The sequence below is a fragment of the Pantoea sp. NPDC088449 genome (assembly GCF_044753225.1).
Classification (GTDB): domain Bacteria; phylum Pseudomonadota; class Gammaproteobacteria; order Enterobacterales; family Enterobacteriaceae; genus Pantoea; species Pantoea floridensis.
Window position 1 is genome coordinate 414,499 of sequence record NZ_JBIVMT010000003.1, and the last position, 17,580, is coordinate 432,078.

At 56.1% G+C, this 17,580-nt stretch carries 16 protein-coding genes and 1 tRNA gene; 11 read left to right on the forward strand and 6 right to left on the reverse strand.

What is annotated here, in order from left to right; translation table 11 throughout:
* The first annotated feature begins 41 nt into the window (after window positions 1–41).
* Window positions 42–1,070: an EF-P beta-lysylation protein EpmB gene (gene epmB / locus ACIP6T_RS16420; RefSeq protein WP_097095129.1), complete on the forward strand. Its 1,029-nt coding sequence runs from the start codon at window positions 42–44 to the stop codon at window positions 1,068–1,070.
* Window positions 1,071–1,107: 37 nt separating this feature from the next.
* On the opposite strand, the gene ACIP6T_RS16425 is transcribed toward epmB, so the two are convergent.
* From ACIP6T_RS16425 to ACIP6T_RS16440, 4 genes are all read right to left on the reverse strand, one after another.
* Complete coding sequence (locus tag ACIP6T_RS16425; protein ID WP_097095130.1) at window positions 1,108–1,455, reverse strand: DUF4156 domain-containing protein; 348 nt, start codon at window positions 1,453–1,455, stop codon at window positions 1,108–1,110.
* Between the two features lie 197 nt (window positions 1,456–1,652).
* A complete protein-coding gene (groL, locus tag ACIP6T_RS16430; protein WP_097095131.1) occupies window positions 1,653–3,305 on the reverse strand; it encodes a chaperonin GroEL in 1,653 nt (550 codons plus the stop codon).
* Between the two features lie 46 nt (window positions 3,306–3,351).
* Window positions 3,352–3,645, reverse strand: coding sequence for a co-chaperone GroES (locus ACIP6T_RS16435; protein ID WP_008104420.1), 294 nt, complete (start codon window positions 3,643–3,645; stop codon window positions 3,352–3,354).
* 193 nt (window positions 3,646–3,838) lie between these two features.
* Window positions 3,839–4,291: an FxsA family protein gene (locus ACIP6T_RS16440; RefSeq protein WP_176519199.1), complete on the reverse strand. Its 453-nt coding sequence runs from the start codon at window positions 4,289–4,291 to the stop codon at window positions 3,839–3,841.
* A 375-nt stretch (window positions 4,292–4,666) separates the two neighbouring features.
* Between ACIP6T_RS16440 and aspA the strand changes: the two genes are divergently transcribed.
* The 6 genes from aspA (at window position 4,667) to ACIP6T_RS16470 (ending at window position 11,227) form a co-directional block, all read left to right on the forward strand.
* Entirely contained in the window at window positions 4,667–6,103 is a 1,437-nt protein-coding gene (gene aspA / locus ACIP6T_RS16445) for an aspartate ammonia-lyase (RefSeq protein WP_097095133.1), read from the forward strand.
* A gap of 107 nt (window positions 6,104–6,210) precedes the next feature.
* Complete coding sequence (locus tag ACIP6T_RS16450) at window positions 6,211–7,512, forward strand: anaerobic C4-dicarboxylate transporter (protein WP_400458121.1); 1,302 nt, start codon at window positions 6,211–6,213, stop codon at window positions 7,510–7,512.
* An 83-nt stretch (window positions 7,513–7,595) separates the two neighbouring features.
* Window positions 7,596–9,296, forward strand: coding sequence for a protein-disulfide reductase DsbD (locus ACIP6T_RS16455; RefSeq protein ID WP_345827381.1), 1,701 nt, complete (start codon window positions 7,596–7,598; stop codon window positions 9,294–9,296).
* 66 nt (window positions 9,297–9,362) lie between these two features.
* On the forward strand, window positions 9,363–9,941 hold the full coding sequence (locus ACIP6T_RS16460; protein WP_097095136.1) for a transcriptional regulator: 579 nt from the start codon (window positions 9,363–9,365) through the stop codon (window positions 9,939–9,941).
* A gap of 108 nt (window positions 9,942–10,049) precedes the next feature.
* Window positions 10,050–10,125 (forward strand) — tRNA-Phe (locus ACIP6T_RS16465).
* A 406-nt stretch (window positions 10,126–10,531) separates the two neighbouring features.
* Window positions 10,532–11,227, forward strand: a complete 696-nt coding sequence (locus tag ACIP6T_RS16470; protein ID WP_345827383.1) for an RraA family protein — start codon at window positions 10,532–10,534, stop codon at window positions 11,225–11,227.
* 67 nt (window positions 11,228–11,294) lie between these two features.
* On the opposite strand, the gene ACIP6T_RS16475 is transcribed toward ACIP6T_RS16470, so the two are convergent.
* Window positions 11,295–12,215: a DMT family transporter gene (locus ACIP6T_RS16475; RefSeq protein WP_345827384.1), complete on the reverse strand. Its 921-nt coding sequence runs from the start codon at window positions 12,213–12,215 to the stop codon at window positions 11,295–11,297.
* A gap of 268 nt (window positions 12,216–12,483) precedes the next feature.
* Between ACIP6T_RS16475 and ACIP6T_RS16480 the strand changes: the two genes are divergently transcribed.
* Genes ACIP6T_RS16480 through ACIP6T_RS16495 form a run of 4 tightly spaced genes read left to right on the forward strand, consistent with a single transcriptional unit; the run spans window position 12,484 to window position 15,811 of the window.
* Window positions 12,484–13,323 carry a transporter substrate-binding domain-containing protein gene (locus ACIP6T_RS16480; protein ID WP_097095141.1) on the forward strand — a complete coding sequence of 280 codons (840 nt, stop codon included), beginning with the start codon at window positions 12,484–12,486 and terminating at the stop codon, window positions 13,321–13,323.
* 2 nt (window positions 13,324–13,325) lie between these two features.
* Window positions 13,326–14,036: a 5-oxoprolinase subunit PxpB gene (gene pxpB / locus ACIP6T_RS16485; RefSeq protein ID WP_400458122.1), complete on the forward strand. Its 711-nt coding sequence runs from the start codon at window positions 13,326–13,328 to the stop codon at window positions 14,034–14,036.
* Window positions 14,033–15,019, forward strand: coding sequence for a biotin-dependent carboxyltransferase family protein (locus tag ACIP6T_RS16490; RefSeq protein WP_400458123.1), 987 nt, complete (start codon window positions 14,033–14,035; stop codon window positions 15,017–15,019). The genes pxpB and ACIP6T_RS16490 overlap by 4 nt, the downstream gene beginning before the upstream one ends.
* Before the next feature lie 21 nt (window positions 15,020–15,040).
* Window positions 15,041–15,811 (forward strand): 5-oxoprolinase subunit PxpA, encoded by a 771-nt coding sequence (locus ACIP6T_RS16495; protein ID WP_400458124.1) that lies wholly within the window; start codon window positions 15,041–15,043, stop codon window positions 15,809–15,811.
* 113 nt (window positions 15,812–15,924) lie between these two features.
* On the opposite strand, the gene ACIP6T_RS16500 is transcribed toward ACIP6T_RS16495, so the two are convergent.
* On the reverse strand, window positions 15,925–17,127 hold the full coding sequence (locus ACIP6T_RS16500; RefSeq protein ID WP_400458126.1) for a pyridoxal phosphate-dependent aminotransferase: 1,203 nt from the start codon (window positions 17,125–17,127) through the stop codon (window positions 15,925–15,927).
* Between the last annotated feature and the right edge of the window lie 453 nt (window positions 17,128–17,580).

Here is a 17,580-nt window from a genome sequence, read left to right on the forward strand (position 1 = left end):
AAGGCCCTCTGTAAATATTGAACTGGTAAATAGCCAAAAAAATGGCACACATTGTAACCCTAAATCCCCCTGTCAGAGAAGATTGGTTACAGCAACTCGCTGATGTTGTCACCGAACCTGCTGAATTACTGCAACTTTTATCTCTGGATCAGCATGCAAATCTGGCCGCAGGCGCTGATGCGCGCAAGCTTTTCGCCTTACGCGTACCTCGGGCCTTCATCGCACGCATGAAACCAGGCGATGCCACCGACCCGCTGCTGCTGCAAGTATTGACCAGCCGTCAGGAATTTATTGATGCGCCGGGTTATAGCACCGATCCACTGGACGAACAAAGCAGTGTTGTGCCCGGTTTACTGCATAAATACCGAAATCGTGCGCTACTGCTGGTAAAAGGCGGTTGTGCGGTCAATTGTCGCTACTGTTTCCGCCGTCATTTCCCCTATCAGGATAACCAGGGCAACAAGCGCAACTGGCAAGCGGCCATTGATTACATCGCCGCGCATCCCGAGTTGGACGAGATCATTTTTTCGGGCGGCGATCCGCTGATGGCCAAAGATCACGAGCTGGCATGGCTGGTTACGGCGCTGGAAAAAATTCCCCACCTGAAGCGCCTGCGCATTCACAGCCGCCTGCCGGTGGTGATCCCCGCACGTATTACCGAAGGTTTGTGTCAGATTCTGGCGGAAACGCGTCTGCAAGTATTGATGGTAAGCCATATCAATCATGCGCAGGAGATTGACGATGAGCTACGTCACGGCATGCAGATGCTGAAGCGGGCGGGCGTTATGCTGCTCAATCAGAGCGTGCTACTGCGCGGAGTGAATGACAACGCCCAGATTCTGGCAAATCTCAGCAACGCACTGTTTGACGCCGGCATTCTGCCCTACTACCTGCACGTGCTGGATAAGGTACAGGGCGCGGCACATTTCTTTGTTTCTGATGAGGAAGCACGCACCCTGGTTCGCCAGCTGCTGGCGAAAGTCTCTGGCTATATGGTACCGAAACTGGCACGAGAAATTGGTGGCGAGCCAAGCAAAACGCCGCTGGATTTACAGCTGCGCCAGGAATAAAAAAAGCCGCATTCGCGGCTTTTTTTACGACGGCACATTACGGACACTTATACACCTGGCCGGACATTTTGCTGTCGAGGGGAGCGAAAGCTGACAGCAGATTTTGCGTCGGGCTGGTGGCGCCATAAATCACGTTGCCGCCCATTTCCGCCGCGCGATTGCGCAGGTCGTTTGCCGCGCCGCGCAGTGAACTGCCTTCCCCGCCAGAACCGCTCAGCCAGTTGCTCTGTGAGCCGGTGAGCGTTCCCAGCAGCTGACATTGGCTGGCTGGCTGTTGGTCGACGAAGGTCACGCGTTCGCCGCCGGCACTCAGTTGATTGGAGCTGCTGCAACCCGCCAGCAGTAAAGTTCCCACTGCCAGTCCGAGCAAGAGGTTAATCCGCATTGTAATCCCCATTTATTATCATCAGTGTCGGGCGGCAGCGTAGCAGAAAAGCGCACTTTTTTTCTGAACATTCATTGCCCTAAACCCGTAAAGCCGAAGTATTGCGCCCTTACTTATACCTTGTTCGCCCGCAAAAGAAAAACCCCCGACCGTTTCCGATCGAGGGTTTTTCAGATGGCTTAAGCCGTCAGGGGCAATTACATCATGCCGCCCATTCCGCCCATGCCACCCATACCGCCAGCGCCACCTAAATCAGGTGCGTCGCTTTTCGGCAGATCAGTCACCATCGCTTCGGTGGTGATCATCAGGCCCGCAACCGATGAAGCGTACTGCAGCGCAGAACGGGTCACTTTAGTTGGATCCAGGATACCGAAGTCGATCATGTTGCCGTACTCTTCAGTCTGCGCGTTGTAACCGTAGTTACCGTCGCCTGCTTTCACGTTGTTAGCCACAACTGAAGGCTCTTCACCGGCGTTAGAGACGATCTGACGCAGAGGTGCTTCCATTGCGCGCAGCGCAACTTTAATACCTACGTTCTGATCTTCGTTATCACCTTTCAGGCCAGATGCGGCGATTTTCGCAGCAACGCGAACCAGCGCCACACCACCACCCGCAACCACACCTTCTTCAACCGCAGCACGGGTCGCGTGCAGGGCATCTTCAACGCGCGCTTTCTTCTCTTTCATTTCAACTTCAGTCGCTGCGCCCACTTTCAGCACGGCAACGCCGCCTGCCAGTTTCGCTACGCGCTCCTGCAGTTTTTCTTTGTCGTAATCAGAAGTCGCTTCTTCGATCTGCTGACGAATCTGCGTTACGCGGCCAGAGATCGCGCCTTGATCGCCCACGCCATCGATGATGGTGGTGGTGTCTTTGTTGATGACAACACGTTTTGCCTGACCCAGATCTTCCAGGGTCGCTTTCTCCAGCTCCATACCGATCTCTTCAGAGATAACGGTACCGCCGGTCAGGATAGCGATATCCTGCAGCATCGCTTTACGACGGTCGCCGAAGCCAGGTGCTTTAACCGCAGCCACTTTAACGATACCGCGCATGGTGTTAACCACCAGCGTTGCCAGTGCTTCACCTTCCACGTCTTCTGCAATGATCAGCAGTGGCTTACCGGCTTTCGCAACGGCTTCCAGCACTGGCAGCATTTCGCGGATGTTAGAGATTTTCTTATCAGCCAGCAGGATGAACGGGCTTTCCAGCTCAACGGCACCCGTTTCTGGCTTGTTGATGAAGTACGGCGACAGGTAGCCACGGTCAAACTGCATACCTTCAACCACGTCCAGCTCGTCTTGCAGGCCGGTACCTTCTTCAACGGTGATAACGCCTTCTTTGCCCACTTTATCCATTGCGTCAGCAATCAGCGTGCCCACGGTTTCATCGGAGTTAGCAGAGATGGTACCTACCTGAGCAATGGCGCGTGAATCCTGGCAAGGCACAGACAGGGTTTTCAGTTCTTCAACCGCAGCGATAACCGCTTTATCGATACCGCGCTTCAGATCCATCGGGTTCATGCCCGCAGCCACGGCTTTCAGGCCTTCAGTGATGATCGCCTGAGCCAATACGGTTGCGGTGGTGGTGCCGTCGCCTGCTGCGTCGTTCGCTTTAGAGGCCACTTCTTTCACCATCTGCGCGCCCATGTTCTCGAACTTGTCTTCCAGCTCGATTTCACGCGCCACAGAAACACCATCTTTAGTGATGGTCGGTGCACCAAAAGATTTATCCAGAACCACGTTACGGCCTTTCGGGCCCAGGGTAACTTTTACTGCATCTGCCAGTACGTTTACGCCACGCAGCATTTTTACGCGTGCGTCATTACCGAATTTTACGTCTTTAGCTGCCATTTCAAATATCCCTTAAATTCGTTTCGTTCAGTGAATTACGCGTAAATTACGCTTCAACAACCGCAAGGATGTCGCTTTCGGAGATGATCAGAACTTCTTCGTTGTCGATTTTCTCGGTCTTAGCACCGTAGCCTTCGCTGAAAATCACCAGATCACCCACTTTCACGTCCAAAGGCTTAACTTCACCGTTTTCCAGGATGCGGCCTTTGCCAACAGCCAGGACTTCACCGCGGGTAGATTTACCGGCAGCTGAACCGGTCAGCACGATGCCGCCCGCTGATTTAGCTTCAACTTCTTTACGCTTGACGATGACGCGATCGTGCAATGGACGAATTTTCATTTGATAGCTCTCCTTTGAGAAGTCCAATCATTCATTTTTTGGGTTAGAACCGGACTGCTTGGCTTCCGGCCTCGTGCTGGAAGAGATAGGGGCAATAAGTGGGCTTTCAAGGGCAAAAAATATAAATATTTTCGTTTCTGCAACAGATGGCGAAAAATGCAGCAAAAAGGCGGCTTGCGCCGCCTTCTTTCGCTTATTGGTCTTTATCGTGACCAATCCGATCTTGATCCTTACGCTCGTATTCACCGTCCACAGTGAATCCCGCATCGGGACCGGCGCCCGGGCCGCGCCATACGCGCAGATGCGGCATCAGCTTCAGCGTCAGATGCTTCTGCACCGGTGGTAGCAGCAGCAATAATCCGAGGAAGTCGGTGAAGAAACCAGGCAACAGCAGCAGGAAGCCGGAGATGATTAACGAAACGCTCTTGGTCATCTCTGCCGCCGGGCTTTCATTGCGCGCCAGCTTCTCCTGCATCAGCCGGAAGTTCTTCATGCCCTGATTCTTCACCAGCGAAACGCCAATCGCCGAGGTAAAAATCACCAGCAGCATGGTGAGCAGCACGCCCAGCGCATGCGCGACCTGAATGAAGATTGAGATTTCAATCCAGGCTAATACGAAAAAAATCAATAACGGTAACCAGCGCACCGAATTCTCCTGTGAGTTGGAGCTGCCCCGCAAATCGCCAGGCAGCAGAAAGGGTTGGTCTGCAAGACCGTATGGATAGAGATGGGCATCTGAACGGGCAATTTCAACCGAACCTGCCATTTTTTTCCCACTGACTTAAAATTGCGAAGTACATCACATATCGTTATTACCGCTGGGCCTGCAAATGCCCGTAAAGTGATCTGTGCACAAACAATTCTGTAACATCAGAATATGATCGTGCCCGTCAGCGCGAAGATGGATAATATGTCGGCGCTGACATTCCACGACAATATAATCGCTTCACCTGCACGTTATTTGCCGCCCGTCCAACCGGACGCCCGGTAGTAACAAGGCAGCAATAATAAGAAGGTAATCATGGCGAACAACATTCGTATCGAAGAAGACCTGTTAGGCATGCGCGAAGTTCCAGCAGATGCTTACTACGGTGTTCATACTCTGCGTGCGATTGAAAACTTCTATATTAGTAATAATAAAATCAGTGACATACCGGAATTTGTTCGCGGTATGGTCATGGTGAAGAAAGCAGCCGCGCTCGCCAACAAAGAGCTGCAAACCATTCCCCGCAACATCGCAAACACCATTATCCAGGCGTGTGATGAGGTGCTGAATAACGGCAAATGCATGGATCAGTTCCCGGTTGACGTCTATCAGGGCGGCGCGGGCACCTCGGTTAACATGAACACCAATGAAGTGCTGGCCAACATCGGTCTGGAGCTGATGGGCCACCAAAAGGGTGAATATCAGTATCTTAATCCCAACGATCACGTGAATAAGTGTCAATCGACCAATGATGCTTATCCAACCGGTTTCCGCATCGCGGTTTATGCTTCGATCCTGAAACTGCTCGATGGCATCAACCAGCTGAGCGAAGGCTTCCAGCGTAAGGCCGTCGAATTCGAAAACATCCTGAAAATGGGCCGCACCCAGTTGCAGGATGCGGTGCCGATGACGCTGGGCCAGGAGTTCCACGCGTTTAACGTGCTGCTGAATGAAGAGACGCGCAGTATTCTGCGTACCGCCGAACTGTTGCTGGAAGTGAACCTTGGCGCAACGGCAATCGGTACCCGTCTGAACACGCCGGATGGCTATCAGCAGCTGGCGGTACAGCGTCTGGCGGAAGTGAGCAATCTGCCGGTGGTGCCGGCAGAAGATCTGATTGAAGCCACCTCCGACTGCGGTGCCTATGTGATGGTCCACTCTGCGCTGAAACGTCTGGCGGTGAAACTGTCGAAAATCTGTAACGACCTGCGCCTGCTCTCCTCCGGTCCACGCGCTGGCCTGAATGAAATCAACCTGCCCGAACTGCAGGCCGGTTCTTCCATCATGCCCGCCAAAGTGAACCCGGTCGTACCAGAAGTAGTGAATCAGGTGTGCTTTAAAGTGATTGGTAACGACATCACGGTCACCATGGCATCTGAAGCCGGTCAGCTGCAGCTGAACGTGATGGAGCCGGTCATTGGCCAGGCCTTGTTCGAATCGATCAGCATTCTGACCAACGCCTGTTTCAACCTGCTGGAAAAATGCGTTAACGGCATCACCGCGAACAAAGCGGTATGTGAAGCCTACGTGTTTAACTCAATCGGTATTGTTACTTACCTCAACCCGTATATTGGCCACCATAACGGCGATATCGTGGGTAAGATTTGTGCCGAAACCGGTAAAAGCGTGCGGGAAGTGGTGCTGGAGCGCGGCCTGCTGACCGAAGCGGAGCTGGACGATATTTTCTCTATCCAGAACCTGATGTATCCGGTTTATAAAGCGAAACGTTACACCGACGAAAACGAACAGTAATCCGCTCCAGATCACGTTGCCAAAAGCACGCCCGTATACAATGCGGCGTGCTTTTTTCATTTTGGCGGCAACACTTCGGTGTGTCCGCGGCTCAGGGAGTGGAATGAATGGTAATAGTAGAGTTGATGATTGTGCTGCTGGCGATCTGGCTCGGTGCGCGACTGGGCGGCATCGGCATTGGTTTCGCGGGCGGCTTGGGTGTGCTGGCGCTGACGCTGTTTTGCGGCCTTAAACCCGGTGCCATCCCGTTTGATGTGATTGAAATAATTATGGCAGTCATCGCGGCGATCGCGGCGATGCAGATCGCCGGCGGCCTGGATTATCTGGTGGGATTAGCAGAACGCCTGCTGCGTCGCCATCCCCGCTACGTTACCTTCCTTGCGCCGCTGGTGACCTATATCATGACGCTGCTGGCAGGCACCGGCCACACCGCTTTCTCCACCTTGCCGGTGATTGCCGAAGTAGCAAAAGAGCAAGGCGTGCGCCCTTCCCGTCCGTTATCGATTGCCGTCGTTGCTTCGCAAATCGCCATCACCGCCTCGCCGCTTTCGGCTGCGGTGGTGTTTTTCGCTTCTGTCCTCGAGCCACACGGCGTGAGTTATCTGGCGCTGCTCGGCGTAGCGCTGCCGTCAACCATGGCGGCAATCTTCTGTGCTGCCGTCATCACCAGCTTCCTTGGCAAAGAGCTCAAAGAGGATGAGGTGTATCAGGCGCGTTTAGCAAAAGGCGAGGTAAAGCTACGCGGTGAGCAGGTTTACCACATCAAACCCGGGGCGAAACGCGCAGTGCTATTGTTCCTGATCGGTATCGCCGCGGTGGTACTGTATGCCACGGCGATCAGCGACAGCGTTGGGCTGATCAGCAATCCCGTGCTGCCGCGCAACGAAGCTATCGTGGTATTTATGCTCACCGTTGCCACGCTGATTTGCCTGACCTGCAAAGTCGATACCGGTGAAATTCTCAGCGCCAGCACCTTTAAATCCGGCATGAGCGCCTGTATCTGCGTGATGGGTGTGGCCTGGCTGGGCGATACCTTTGTTAAAGCGCATTTGGCCGATATCCAAACCCTGGCCGGCGATATGTTGCAAAGTTATCCGTGGATGCTGGCGCTGGTGCTGTTCTTTGCCGCCACGCTGCTCTATTCGCAAGCCGCGACCACCAAAGCCTTAATGCCCGCCGCGCTGATGCTTGGTGTGTCGCCGCTGGCGGCGGTGGCTTCGTTTGCTGCGGTATCCGCGCTGTTCGTGCTGCCAACCTACCCGACGCTGCTGGCGGCGGTGGAAATGGATGACACGGGCTCAACCCGTATCGGCAAGTTTGTGTTCAATCACTCCTTTATTATCCCCGGCGTGTTGGCGATTGCCTTCTCGGTGGCGTTTGGCTTCCTGTTCGGCAGCCTGATCCTGTAGCGCCGTTACATCCTGAAAACCTCGTGGCGAGGCGGCCGTGCTATCATCGCGGCTTATTCGCCACCGGAGCTGATTCATTCGTTATGGCTGCACGACTCTTTCGCCTTGCCGGCTTTTGCCTGGCGCTGGTCTTCTGCCTTCCGGCACAAGCCTCACTCTTCCCATCCAACAACAACAGCCGCTTTGTACCGGTCGATCAGGCCTTTGCCTTTGATTTCAGCCAGCAGGGAAATCAGTTGACGCTAAGCTGGAAGGTGAAGGATGGCTACTATCTTTATCGCCAGCAAATCCACGTCACGCCGCACAAGGCGCAGATTTCTCCCCTTAGCTTGCCGCCGGGCCAGCCGCACGAAGATGAGTTCTACGGCAAAAGTGAAATCTATCCGCAGGATCTGCAGCTGCCGATCACCCTGCGCCAGGCCGATGCAGGTGCGACCGTCACCGTGACGTATCAAGGCTGCGCTGCCGCTGGATTTTGTTATCCCCCCGAAACCCGCAGTGTGCCGCTAAGTGCAGTGGCCGCCAATCAGGATGCGCCCGCAGCCAGCGCGCAGCCAACGAATCACAGCACGCCGCTGCCGTTCTCCCCGCTGTGGGCGCTGTTGATTGGTGTTGGCGTGGCCTTCACGCCGTGCGTGCTGCCGATGTATCCGCTGATCTCCAGCATCATTTTGGGTGGCCCGCGCCGTTATTCCATGGGACGGCTGTTTGCGCTGGCGATGGTCTACGTGCAGGGCATGGCGCTGACGTACACCGTGCTCGGCATGGTGGTCGCGGCAGCGGGGTTACGCTTCCAGGCGGCGCTACAGCATCCTTACGTCTTGATTGGCTTATCGGCGCTGTTCATCGTGCTGGCGCTGTCGATGTTTGGCTTGTTCTCGCTGCAGTTGCCTTCCAGCCTGCAAACCCGCCTCACCCTGTGGAGCAATCGTCAGCAAGGCGGGTCGCTGCCGGGCGTGTTTATGATGGGGGCTTTGGCAGGTTTGATCTGTTCGCCCTGCACCACCGCGCCGCTTAGCGCCATTCTGCTGTATATCGCACAGAGCGGAAATCTGTGGGCCGGTGCCGGCACGCTGTGGCTTTACGCCTTCGGCATGGGCCTGCCGCTGATTGCCGTGACGATGTTTGGCAACAAGCTGCTGCCGAAAAGTGGGCCGTGGATGCAAACGGTGAAAGAGGGCTTTGGCTTTGTGATTCTGGCGCTGCCGGTTTTTCTGCTGGAACGAGTCATTGGCGATATGTGGGGCTTACGTCTGTGGAGCCTGCTCGGCGTGGCGTTTTTCGCCTGGGCATTCAGCCTCAGCCTGCGGGCGACCGGCAAATGGCGGGTGCTGCAGATCATCATGCTGGCCGCTGCGCTCGTCAGCGCTCGCCCCTTACAGGATTGGGCATTTGGCAGCGGCAGTAGCGCGCAAGCCGTGGCGCATCTGCCGTTCCACACCATCAGCAGCAGCGATCAGCTCGAGAGCGCGCTACAGCAGGCGCAGGGCCGCATCACCATGGTCGATTTGTATGCCGACTGGTGCGTCGCCTGCAAGGAGTTCGAGAAATACACCTTTAGCGACGATGGCGTGCGTAGCGCGCTGAGCCAGGTGCAGCTGCTGCAGGCCAATGTCACCGCCAACAACGCGCAGGACAATGCGCTGCTTCAGCATCTGCAGGTGTTAGGCTTGCCGACCATTCTGTTCTTCGATGCGCAAGGCAACGAGATTCCCGATTCGCGTGTTACCGGCTTCCTTAACGCCGCCGATTTCCGTGCGCATTTGCACAATGTGTCGCGTTAAACGACACTGTCTGCAGGACACTGCCCGTTCGTCCTCGAGCGGGCCCGCATTCCAGAGGAGAGTCACTTGCAACGTGAACAAATACTCGAGCATGCGCTGAATGTGCTCGAACAGAGCGGCCTGGCCGCCACCACGTCCTTAGCGCAGCTGGCGGGCGAAAGCGGCCTTGAAGCGGAGCAGCTCACGCGCTTCTGGCCCGATCGTGACGCCCTGCTCTACGACGCATTGCGCTATCACGGCCAGCAAATTGATAGCTGGCGCCGCCAGGTTCAACTCAATGACCATCTCAGCGCCGAACAAAAGCTGTTGGCGCGCTACGAAGTGCTAAGCGAATACGTTAGCAAAGGCCGCTTTCCGGGCTGTTTGTTTATCGCCGCCTGTAGTTTCTACCCGCAGCCCGATCAGCCCGTCCATCAGTTAGCCGAACAGCAAAAACGCAGCTCCTGGCAGTTTACCCATGAAATTCTGGTCGATTTAGCGCTGGATAATCCCACCATGGTGGCCGATCAGATGGAGTTGATTCTGGAAGGTTGCCTGAGCAAACTGCTGGTGAAACGCAACGTACAGGATGTGGAAACGGCGCGCCGCTTAGCGGAAGATGTGCTCGGCATTGCGCTGTGTCGTCAGAATGGCGCACTGGCGTAGCCTTTTTATCCATCTTGTCTGAAAAGCCAGCAATCAATCACGATTGCTACGTTTTTTTGACGAAAGCCGTTGACGGCTGTGAGCCATTAGGGTTTAATGCGCCCCGTTGCCCGGATAGCTCAGTCGGTAGAGCAGGGGATTGAAAATCCCCGTGTCCGTGGTTCGATTCCGCGTCCGGGCACCAACATTTAGAAAACCCAGCTTATGGCTGGGTTTTTGCTTTTCTGCGCCTGCCAGTTTTTCTCGACAACTCTTCCCCTCTCTCTTAAAACATTCCATCATTCGGCATTAATTATTTCTATATTTTCACTCTGCCAATATTTTTAATCTATCTGACCATAATAAAATCCAATAAAATTAATTATCAGCAGGTTAAATAACACTAAAATATTAATTCGTGATCCTGATTTTGTTAGCCGTAACATGCGATAGCCATCTCTCACCCAATCACATAAGCTTTTCATTAACCCGCTGATTCAGCGTGTTAGCGCCCGACACGTCCTCTAAAAAATAAAATAATAAGCAATTTTATTTTCCATTTAAATTACCCGTTAAATATCGCCAAACACGTTTCTAACAGGAGAATAAATATGAGCGCAGGAAACCGAATCTATTTACGTCGTCCCACCGATGCCGAACCGCTGCTGGAAGCATTCCGTTGTTTACCGGCTGCGGTGGTAGCCGATTGCATGAGCCGCTTACCCGCACTCTCGGCCGAGATCAGTCTGAAAACCGCGCCGCGCCAGCCAGTGATGTGCGGCCTGGCCGTTACGGTCAAAGCCCGCTCTGGCGACAACCTGATGCTGCACAAAGCGTTAGACATGGCGGGCCGTAACGATGTGATCATCCTGTCGAATGAAGGCGATCGCAGCCAGTCATTGATGGGTGAAGTAATGGCGACCTACGCCAAACAACGCGGCATGGAAGGCATTGTCTTGGATGGTCCGGTACGCGATATCGAAGGGTTATCCCGCATGGATTTCCCGATCTACGCCGCAGGCCACACGCCGGGCGGTCCGTTCAAGGATGGCCCGGGGGAAATCAACGTGCCAATTGCCTGCGGCAAAATCCACGTCTCCCCAGGCGATATTGTGCTGGGCGACGCAGATGGCGTGATTGTCATTCCACGCCAGGATGCGGCGCGCATTCTCGAAGCCGCGCAGGCTTATCTCATTGTTGATGAACAGAACTTTGAACTGGCGAAAACCGGCGCGCTGGAGCGCAGCTGGCTGGCGGAAACGCTGCGCAGCAAGCAGGTTGAAATCATTGATGATGTGTTTCGTTAACGCAATGCCAATGTTTCCCCCTTGTAGGGTGCGCATTCCTGCGCACCCTGCCGCAATACGCACCTTGCTAAGGCGTACTGCTCACCATCGCCAATTTACGCTGGCGATTCTCACGCCACACCGCGAAAATGCCGGCCAGCGCCACCACTGACGCCCCCAACAAGGTCGTGCTGCCCGGTAAACTATGCAGAAAAAGATAGCCAATCAGCATCGACCACACCAGCGTGGTGTAATCGAACGGCGCCAGCAGCGAGGCATCAGCGTAGCGCAGGCTCAGCGTGACCAGGATCTGCGCCAGGCCACCAAACAAGCCGCAGCCCACCAGCAATAACAGCTGCAACGCATTGGGTGTGGTCCAGCCGAACAGCGCCGTTGCCAGGCCGATAAGGGTGGTCATCAGCGAGAAATAGAACACAATCGCACCGGGCTTCTCAATGCCGTTGAGAAAACGGATCTGCACGTTAGAGGTGGCCGAACAGAGGGCCGCAAGCAATGCAAACGCCACGCCGAGGCTGGCTGTTGCGTCGCGGGTGCCGCCAGAGAAGAGTGCCCCGCTGGCACTCAAACTTGATGAGAGCATGATCACAATGCCTGATAACCCCACCACCACCGCTACCCAGCGCGACATCCGCACCCGCTCTTTAAGCAGCATCGCCGCCAAAATGACCGTAAACAGCGGTGCTGCGTAGCTCAGCGCCGTCGCATCGGCCAGCGAGATATACACCAGCGCCAGATAGTTAAAATACATGCCGCCGGTGCCGGAGAAACCGCGAATAAAGTGGCCAAACAGGTTACGCGTTTTGAGATTTTCCAGCACCTTACCCTGCGCTTTTAGCCATATCAACAGCGGAAACAGGGCGATAAAACTGCGGAAAAAAATCACTTCACCGGTAGGGATCGCGCCGTTCAATCCTTTTACACACGCCAGCATCAATGTGGCGCACAGCGCAGCCAAAATCTTCAGTAACACGCCTAATCGGGCATTCATGCTTCTCTATTCTCTCTACCACGTGCAATCGGCGGGACTGCCGAGAGGACATGCGTGCAGCGTGGCGAGAAAAGTGTGCGCTGGATAACACTTTTTCGCTCTGCCTGAATAGAAAGAACTTATGTCCCCGTGGTCATATTTTTTCGCTATCGCATAACAGGGTTTCCCTCTTTTTCGTCTGAAAACAAAGCCGATATAGTCCAGAACAGCGAGAACGCAGGCGCTCCGTCCCGGTGACGCCGTGGTATTCATCATTGAGGAAGTTCACATGACCATGAAAAGACCTACCACCATCGGGCTGGCACTGCTGCCGCTGCTGGCTATTTCGGCTGCGCATGCAGACATGATGGCGAACATCAAATCCAGCGGCGAGCTGAAGTGCGCCGTCTATTCAGACGTCCCGCCCTTCTCTTCTCCGGACCCGAAAACGCGTCAGCTGGCGGGGATGGATATCGATCTGTGTAACGCGCTGGCGAAGCAGATGAACGTCAAGCTGACGCTGGTGCCCACCTCAGTTGAAGCGCGCATTGCGGTAATCGCCACTGGCCGCGCCGATGTGCTGATCGCCAACCTTGCCTACACCAAAACGCGCGGCAACCAGATTCAGTTCAGCGATCCCTATTACGTCGCCAAAGAGATGCTGCTGGTCAAAGCGCCTTTGGCCGATAAGCCGCTGAGCTACTTCCAGGGCAAACGTATCAGCGCCACCAAAGGCACCACCTCTGAGCAGTCGATCCATATCAAAGGCGGCAAAGCCGTCACCTTCCAGGATTCGGCGTCTGCCTTCCTCGCGCTCGAGCAGAATAAATCAGTGGGCTTCGTCACCAACACCATGACCGGTATCAAAACCATTGCGCAGGCGAAAAAGGACGGTATCAATCTGGCGATGATCAAGGAACCGATGGCGCTGGAGCCGATTGGTATCGGCATGAAGCGTGACGAACCGGCGTTGCTGGCCAGCGTCAACAGCAGCCTGAAGGCGATGGACGATGATGGCACCATCGACAAGATTTGGGACACCTGGATCGGTCCGAATACGGAGTACAAAATGGTGCGCGAAGAGCGCGTGCAGCCGCTCGCCAGTCTGAAATTTGAACCGCTGGAATAACCATGCCCGTGATGTCGCACTCTGCGGTCCCGTCCGCCAGCGCCCCTGCGTTGGCTTGCTCCTCTGACATTAAGCTCTCGACCATTGGCGCACGCGCCTGGCTGGTGGAAGCGCCGGGTGGATTCGATCTTCCGGCACAGCGCCGCATCTGGTCACTGGCGCGTCTGCTGCACGCCGATGAAGCGATTGAAGCGCTGATTCCCGGCGTCACCAATCTGCTGGTGCTGTTCCGCCATATTCCCCTTGATGAAAACGCCGTGCGCATGCAGTTGCACGCCGCCTGGGATCAGGCGCAGGCCATTAGCCCGCAGGGAAAACTGATTGAAATTCCGGTGCATTACGGCGGTGAACACGCCACCGATCTTGCTGCCGTGTGTCATCACACCGGATTATCCCCCCGTGAGGTGGTGCGCCTGCATCACCAGAGCGAATATACGGTGTTTGCACTGGGCAGCGCACCGGGCTTTGGCTATCTGCATGGCTTAGATCCGCAGCTGGCGACGCCGCGCAAGAAAGTACCGTCGCTGAGCATGTTGAAAGGCACCGTCACCATCGGCGGCGCGCAGGCGGGCGTCTCGGCGTTGACCGGCCCAAACGGCTGGAACGCCATTGGGTTTGCCGAGTTAACGGTATTTGATCCGCTGGCGGATTCCCCTGCGCTGATGGCGCCGGGCGATCGTATCCGTTTTCTGCCGCAGAGGATTGAGCTGTGATTGAGATCGAACAGAGCGGTGCGCTCAATACAGTCCAGGATCTTGGACGCTTCAACTTCCGCCACATGGGCGTATCGGTGAGCGGCGCCATGGATGCGCTGGCGCTGCGCGCTGGCAATCTGTTACTGGGCAACGATGAGAACGCAGCGGCGCTTGAGGTGCAGCTGTTCCCCTTTCGCATGCGTTTTCTGCAGGACAGCAGCATCGCGGTGACCGGTGCCGATTGCCGCGCCACGCTGGATGCTACGCCGCTGCCGCCATGGTGGGGCTGCGGCGTGCGCGCCGGACAGGTACTGGAGCTGCGCTATCCACGCAGCGGCGCGCGGGGCTATGTGTGTGTCGCCGGCGGGATTGATGTGCCGCTGGTGCTCGGCTCGCGCAGTACCGCGCTGCGCGGCGGTTTCGGGGGTGTTGATGGACGCCCGCTGCAGCGTGGCGATCGGCTGGCGCTGGGCGAAAGCCGCGTCCCGCCGCTGCCGGTAAGCGGCATCGGAATTGAGCCGCCGGACAGCGCGCTGCATGCGCATTTTCCGCGTAACAGCGCCGGTGACATTCAGCTGCGCGCCATTCCGTCCGGCGAATATGCGCTGTTTGCCGCCGATGCCGCACGTTTCTGGCAGCAGTCGTGGCAAGTCTCCAATCAAAGCAATCGCACCGGCTATCGGCTGGCGGGCGCGCCCATTTTCCCTTCTGAAACCATTGAGATGCGATCCTATGGGCTGATCCCCGGCATTGTGCAGGTGCCGCCGGGGGGAGAACCGATTATCCAGCTGAGCGATGCCAACACCGCTGGCGGTTATCCGAAGATCGCCGGAGTGATCGAGCAGGATCTGTGGCGACTGGGCCAGGTGCTGCCGGGTCAATCGATCCAGCTGATCCAGAGCGATGCGCGCGAAGCGATCGCCATCGAACAGGAAGTGGCACGCTGGCTGAATCGGCTGCGCCTCAGCTGCCAGCCACTGCGTAGAGCGCTAACCGTTTAATCCGCACAAGGAACCCTAAGCATGAAGATTGATGTCAATTCCGATATGGGTGAAGGCTTCGGCGTTTATCAGCTGTGCGATGACGCCGCGCTGATGCAAGTGGTGTCATCGGCCAATATTGCCTGCGGCTTCCACGCAGGCGATCCGGCGATCATGACCAACATGGTGCGGCTGGCGAAACAGCATGGCGTCGGCATTGGCGCACATCCAGGGCTGCCCGATCGTCAGGGTTTTGGCCGCCGCGAGCTGCCATTTAGCAGCGAAGAGATTTGCCAGCAGGTGGCGTATCAGCTCGGTGCACTTACGGCGATTGCCCGCGCGGAAGGCACGCACGTGTCGCACCTAAGCTTCCACGCCGCGATGGGCAACCTCGTCAACCGCGACGCCGCGCTGGCGCAACAGGTGATGGAATTAGTGGCGCGCATCAATAGCGATCTGATCGTCTTTGCTCAACCTGATACGCTCATCGAAGCCGCCGCGCAGGCCGCAGGCCTGAAAACGCTCACGCTATTTCTGGCGGACCGCGCTTATGACGCGCAAGGTCTTCTGGTGCCACGCGGCATTGCCGGTGCGGTGATCAAAGAGGAAGCCGCGCTGCGCGCCCGCGTGCGTCAGTTTTTGCAGCACGGCACGGTCACGACGATAGAAGGCGAGGAGGTTGCCATACGCGCGCGTTCGATTCTGGTTCACAGCGACACGCCCGGTTCACTGACGCTCGCCACCATTGTGCGCAGCGAAATTGAAGCCAGCGGCCATCAGGTCGCCCCGGCCGCGCAAGTGTTAGCGCAATAACCCGAAATTTGTACATGGTATTTCGTAGGGTGCGCATTTATGCGCACCTGGTCGCCATGAATGGCGACCCTACGAGGTGATAGGTAGTGTCGTCATACATGACGACCAGGACATTAAACGCAACCTTCGCAAAACGCCGCTATGCGATCGCATCCCGTCTCTAATCGTTCCATGCTCGTTGCATACGACAACCGAATAAACGGACTCATACCGTACGCCGCGCCCTGCACTGTCACCACGTGCTGCTCCTCAATTAACGCCAGCACAAAATCCGCGTCATTCGCGATCAGCCGACCACCGGCGCTGGTTTTGCCAAGGTATCCGGCGATATTGACGAACAGATAAAACGCCCCCTGCGGCTTGTGGCAGCGCAGACCATCAATCGAGGTCAGACGCTCCAGCACGTAGTCACGGCGCTCACGATAGATATGTGCACGCTCCTGCAACAGATCCTGTGGACCTGCCAGCACCGCCACCGCTGCCGCCTGCGTTAAGGTACAGACGCCACCGCTGTTCTGCGTATTAACGTTGCTCATCGCGTTAATCAACGGCGCCGGACCGCCACAGAAGCCCAGGCGCCAGCCGGTCATCGAATAGGCTTTCGACACACCATTCACCGTCAGCACGCGGTCAAACAGGCGCGGCTCAACCTGCGCCAGCGTGTAGAAGCGCACCTCGTCATAAATCAGGTGCTCATAGATATCGTCGGTCATGATCCACACCTGCGGATGGCGCAGCAGCACCTCGCCCAGCGCTTGCAGCTCCGCTTTGGTCGCCACCGAACCGGTTGGATTACTCGGATAGTTGAGCAGCAGCCATTTGGTCTTGTCGGTGATGGCGGCATCGAGATCGGCAGGCAGCGGTTTAAAGCCATTCTCCTGCGCACACGGCAGCGCCACCGGAATGCCACCAGCGAATTTGACGATATCGGCATAGCTGATCCATGACGGCGTGGGGATCACCACTTCGTCGCCCGGATTGATGGTCGCCATGATGGCGTTAAAGATGATCTGCTTGGCGCCACCGGCGGTGAGGATCTGGCTGACGTCATAATCCAGCTGATTATCGCGTTTGAATTTCAGCTGGATCGCCTTGCGCAGCGCAGGGGTGCCATCCGTGGGCGGATAGCGCGTATCGCCGCCGCGCGCAGCGGCGTAAGCCGCGTCAATCGCATGCGGCGGCGTGGGGAAATCGGGTTCGCCAGTGGAAAGCGCCACCACATCAATCCCCTGCGCGGCGAGATCGCGCGCTTTTTGGGTCATGGCAACGGAGGCAGAAACGGTGACATTCTTTAATCTATCGGCTATCTCGGGCATGAGTTAATCCTGGCTCAGTGTCAGCATGAACGGTCCGCAGCAAGCCGCAGACACGACGTTTAACAGAGAATAGGTTTTTGCCCGAAGCGGCGGTTAATAGTGCTTTGTTGTGGTGATATAACACAAAGCGATGACTGAACCGACCGCACACTTTTGCCATAAAGGTCGTGCGTCTGATAGGAAAATGGGCGGCAGGTCACGCGCCAGCGCCTGACGCAATGTTAATAGAGTGTTACTTTTAGGGGCTGATTACCGTGCGCACCGGCATGTTGATACCGCCCATCATCGACAAATCTAATGGGTAACTCGCACCATACCAGTGCACAGGTGGCTGTTCAGCACGCGCCGTCACGGCGACTCGTCAACTCAGCACCAGCCTTAGGAGGCACTGTGGCTCTACCCTCCTGTCTGAGTTCTATCGCGAAAGCTTATTTTGGCATCAACTTTGCTTAA

Bases quoted from the DNA above. Each gene is read 5' to 3' on its own strand.
- ACIP6T_RS16455 (WP_345827381.1), top strand. From the start codon at position 7,596: ATGGCTGCACGACTCTTTCGCCTTGCCGGCTTTTGCCTGGCGCTGGTC.
- ACIP6T_RS16425 (WP_097095130.1), bottom strand. From the start codon at position 1,455: ATGCGGATTAACCTCTTGCTCGGACTGGCAGTGGGAACTTTACTGCTG.
- aspA (WP_097095133.1), top strand. From the start codon at position 4,667: ATGGCGAACAACATTCGTATCGAAGAAGACCTGTTAGGCATGCGCGAA.
- epmB (WP_097095129.1), top strand. From the start codon at position 42: ATGGCACACATTGTAACCCTAAATCCCCCTGTCAGAGAAGATTGGTTA.
- ACIP6T_RS16435 (WP_008104420.1), bottom strand. From the start codon at position 3,645: ATGAAAATTCGTCCATTGCACGATCGCGTCATCGTCAAGCGTAAAGAA.
- ACIP6T_RS16500 (WP_400458126.1), bottom strand. From the start codon at position 17,127: ATGCCCGAGATAGCCGATAGATTAAAGAATGTCACCGTTTCTGCCTCC.
- pxpB (WP_400458122.1), top strand. From the start codon at position 13,326: ATGCCCGTGATGTCGCACTCTGCGGTCCCGTCCGCCAGCGCCCCTGCG.
- ACIP6T_RS16470 (WP_345827383.1), top strand. From the start codon at position 10,532: ATGAGCGCAGGAAACCGAATCTATTTACGTCGTCCCACCGATGCCGAA.
- ACIP6T_RS16450 (WP_400458121.1), top strand. From the start codon at position 6,211: ATGGTAATAGTAGAGTTGATGATTGTGCTGCTGGCGATCTGGCTCGGT.
- ACIP6T_RS16480 (WP_097095141.1), top strand. From the start codon at position 12,484: ATGACCATGAAAAGACCTACCACCATCGGGCTGGCACTGCTGCCGCTG.
- ACIP6T_RS16475 (WP_345827384.1), bottom strand. From the start codon at position 12,215: ATGAATGCCCGATTAGGCGTGTTACTGAAGATTTTGGCTGCGCTGTGC.
- ACIP6T_RS16495 (WP_400458124.1), top strand. From the start codon at position 15,041: ATGAAGATTGATGTCAATTCCGATATGGGTGAAGGCTTCGGCGTTTAT.
- groL (WP_097095131.1), bottom strand. From the start codon at position 3,305: ATGGCAGCTAAAGACGTAAAATTCGGTAATGACGCACGCGTAAAAATG.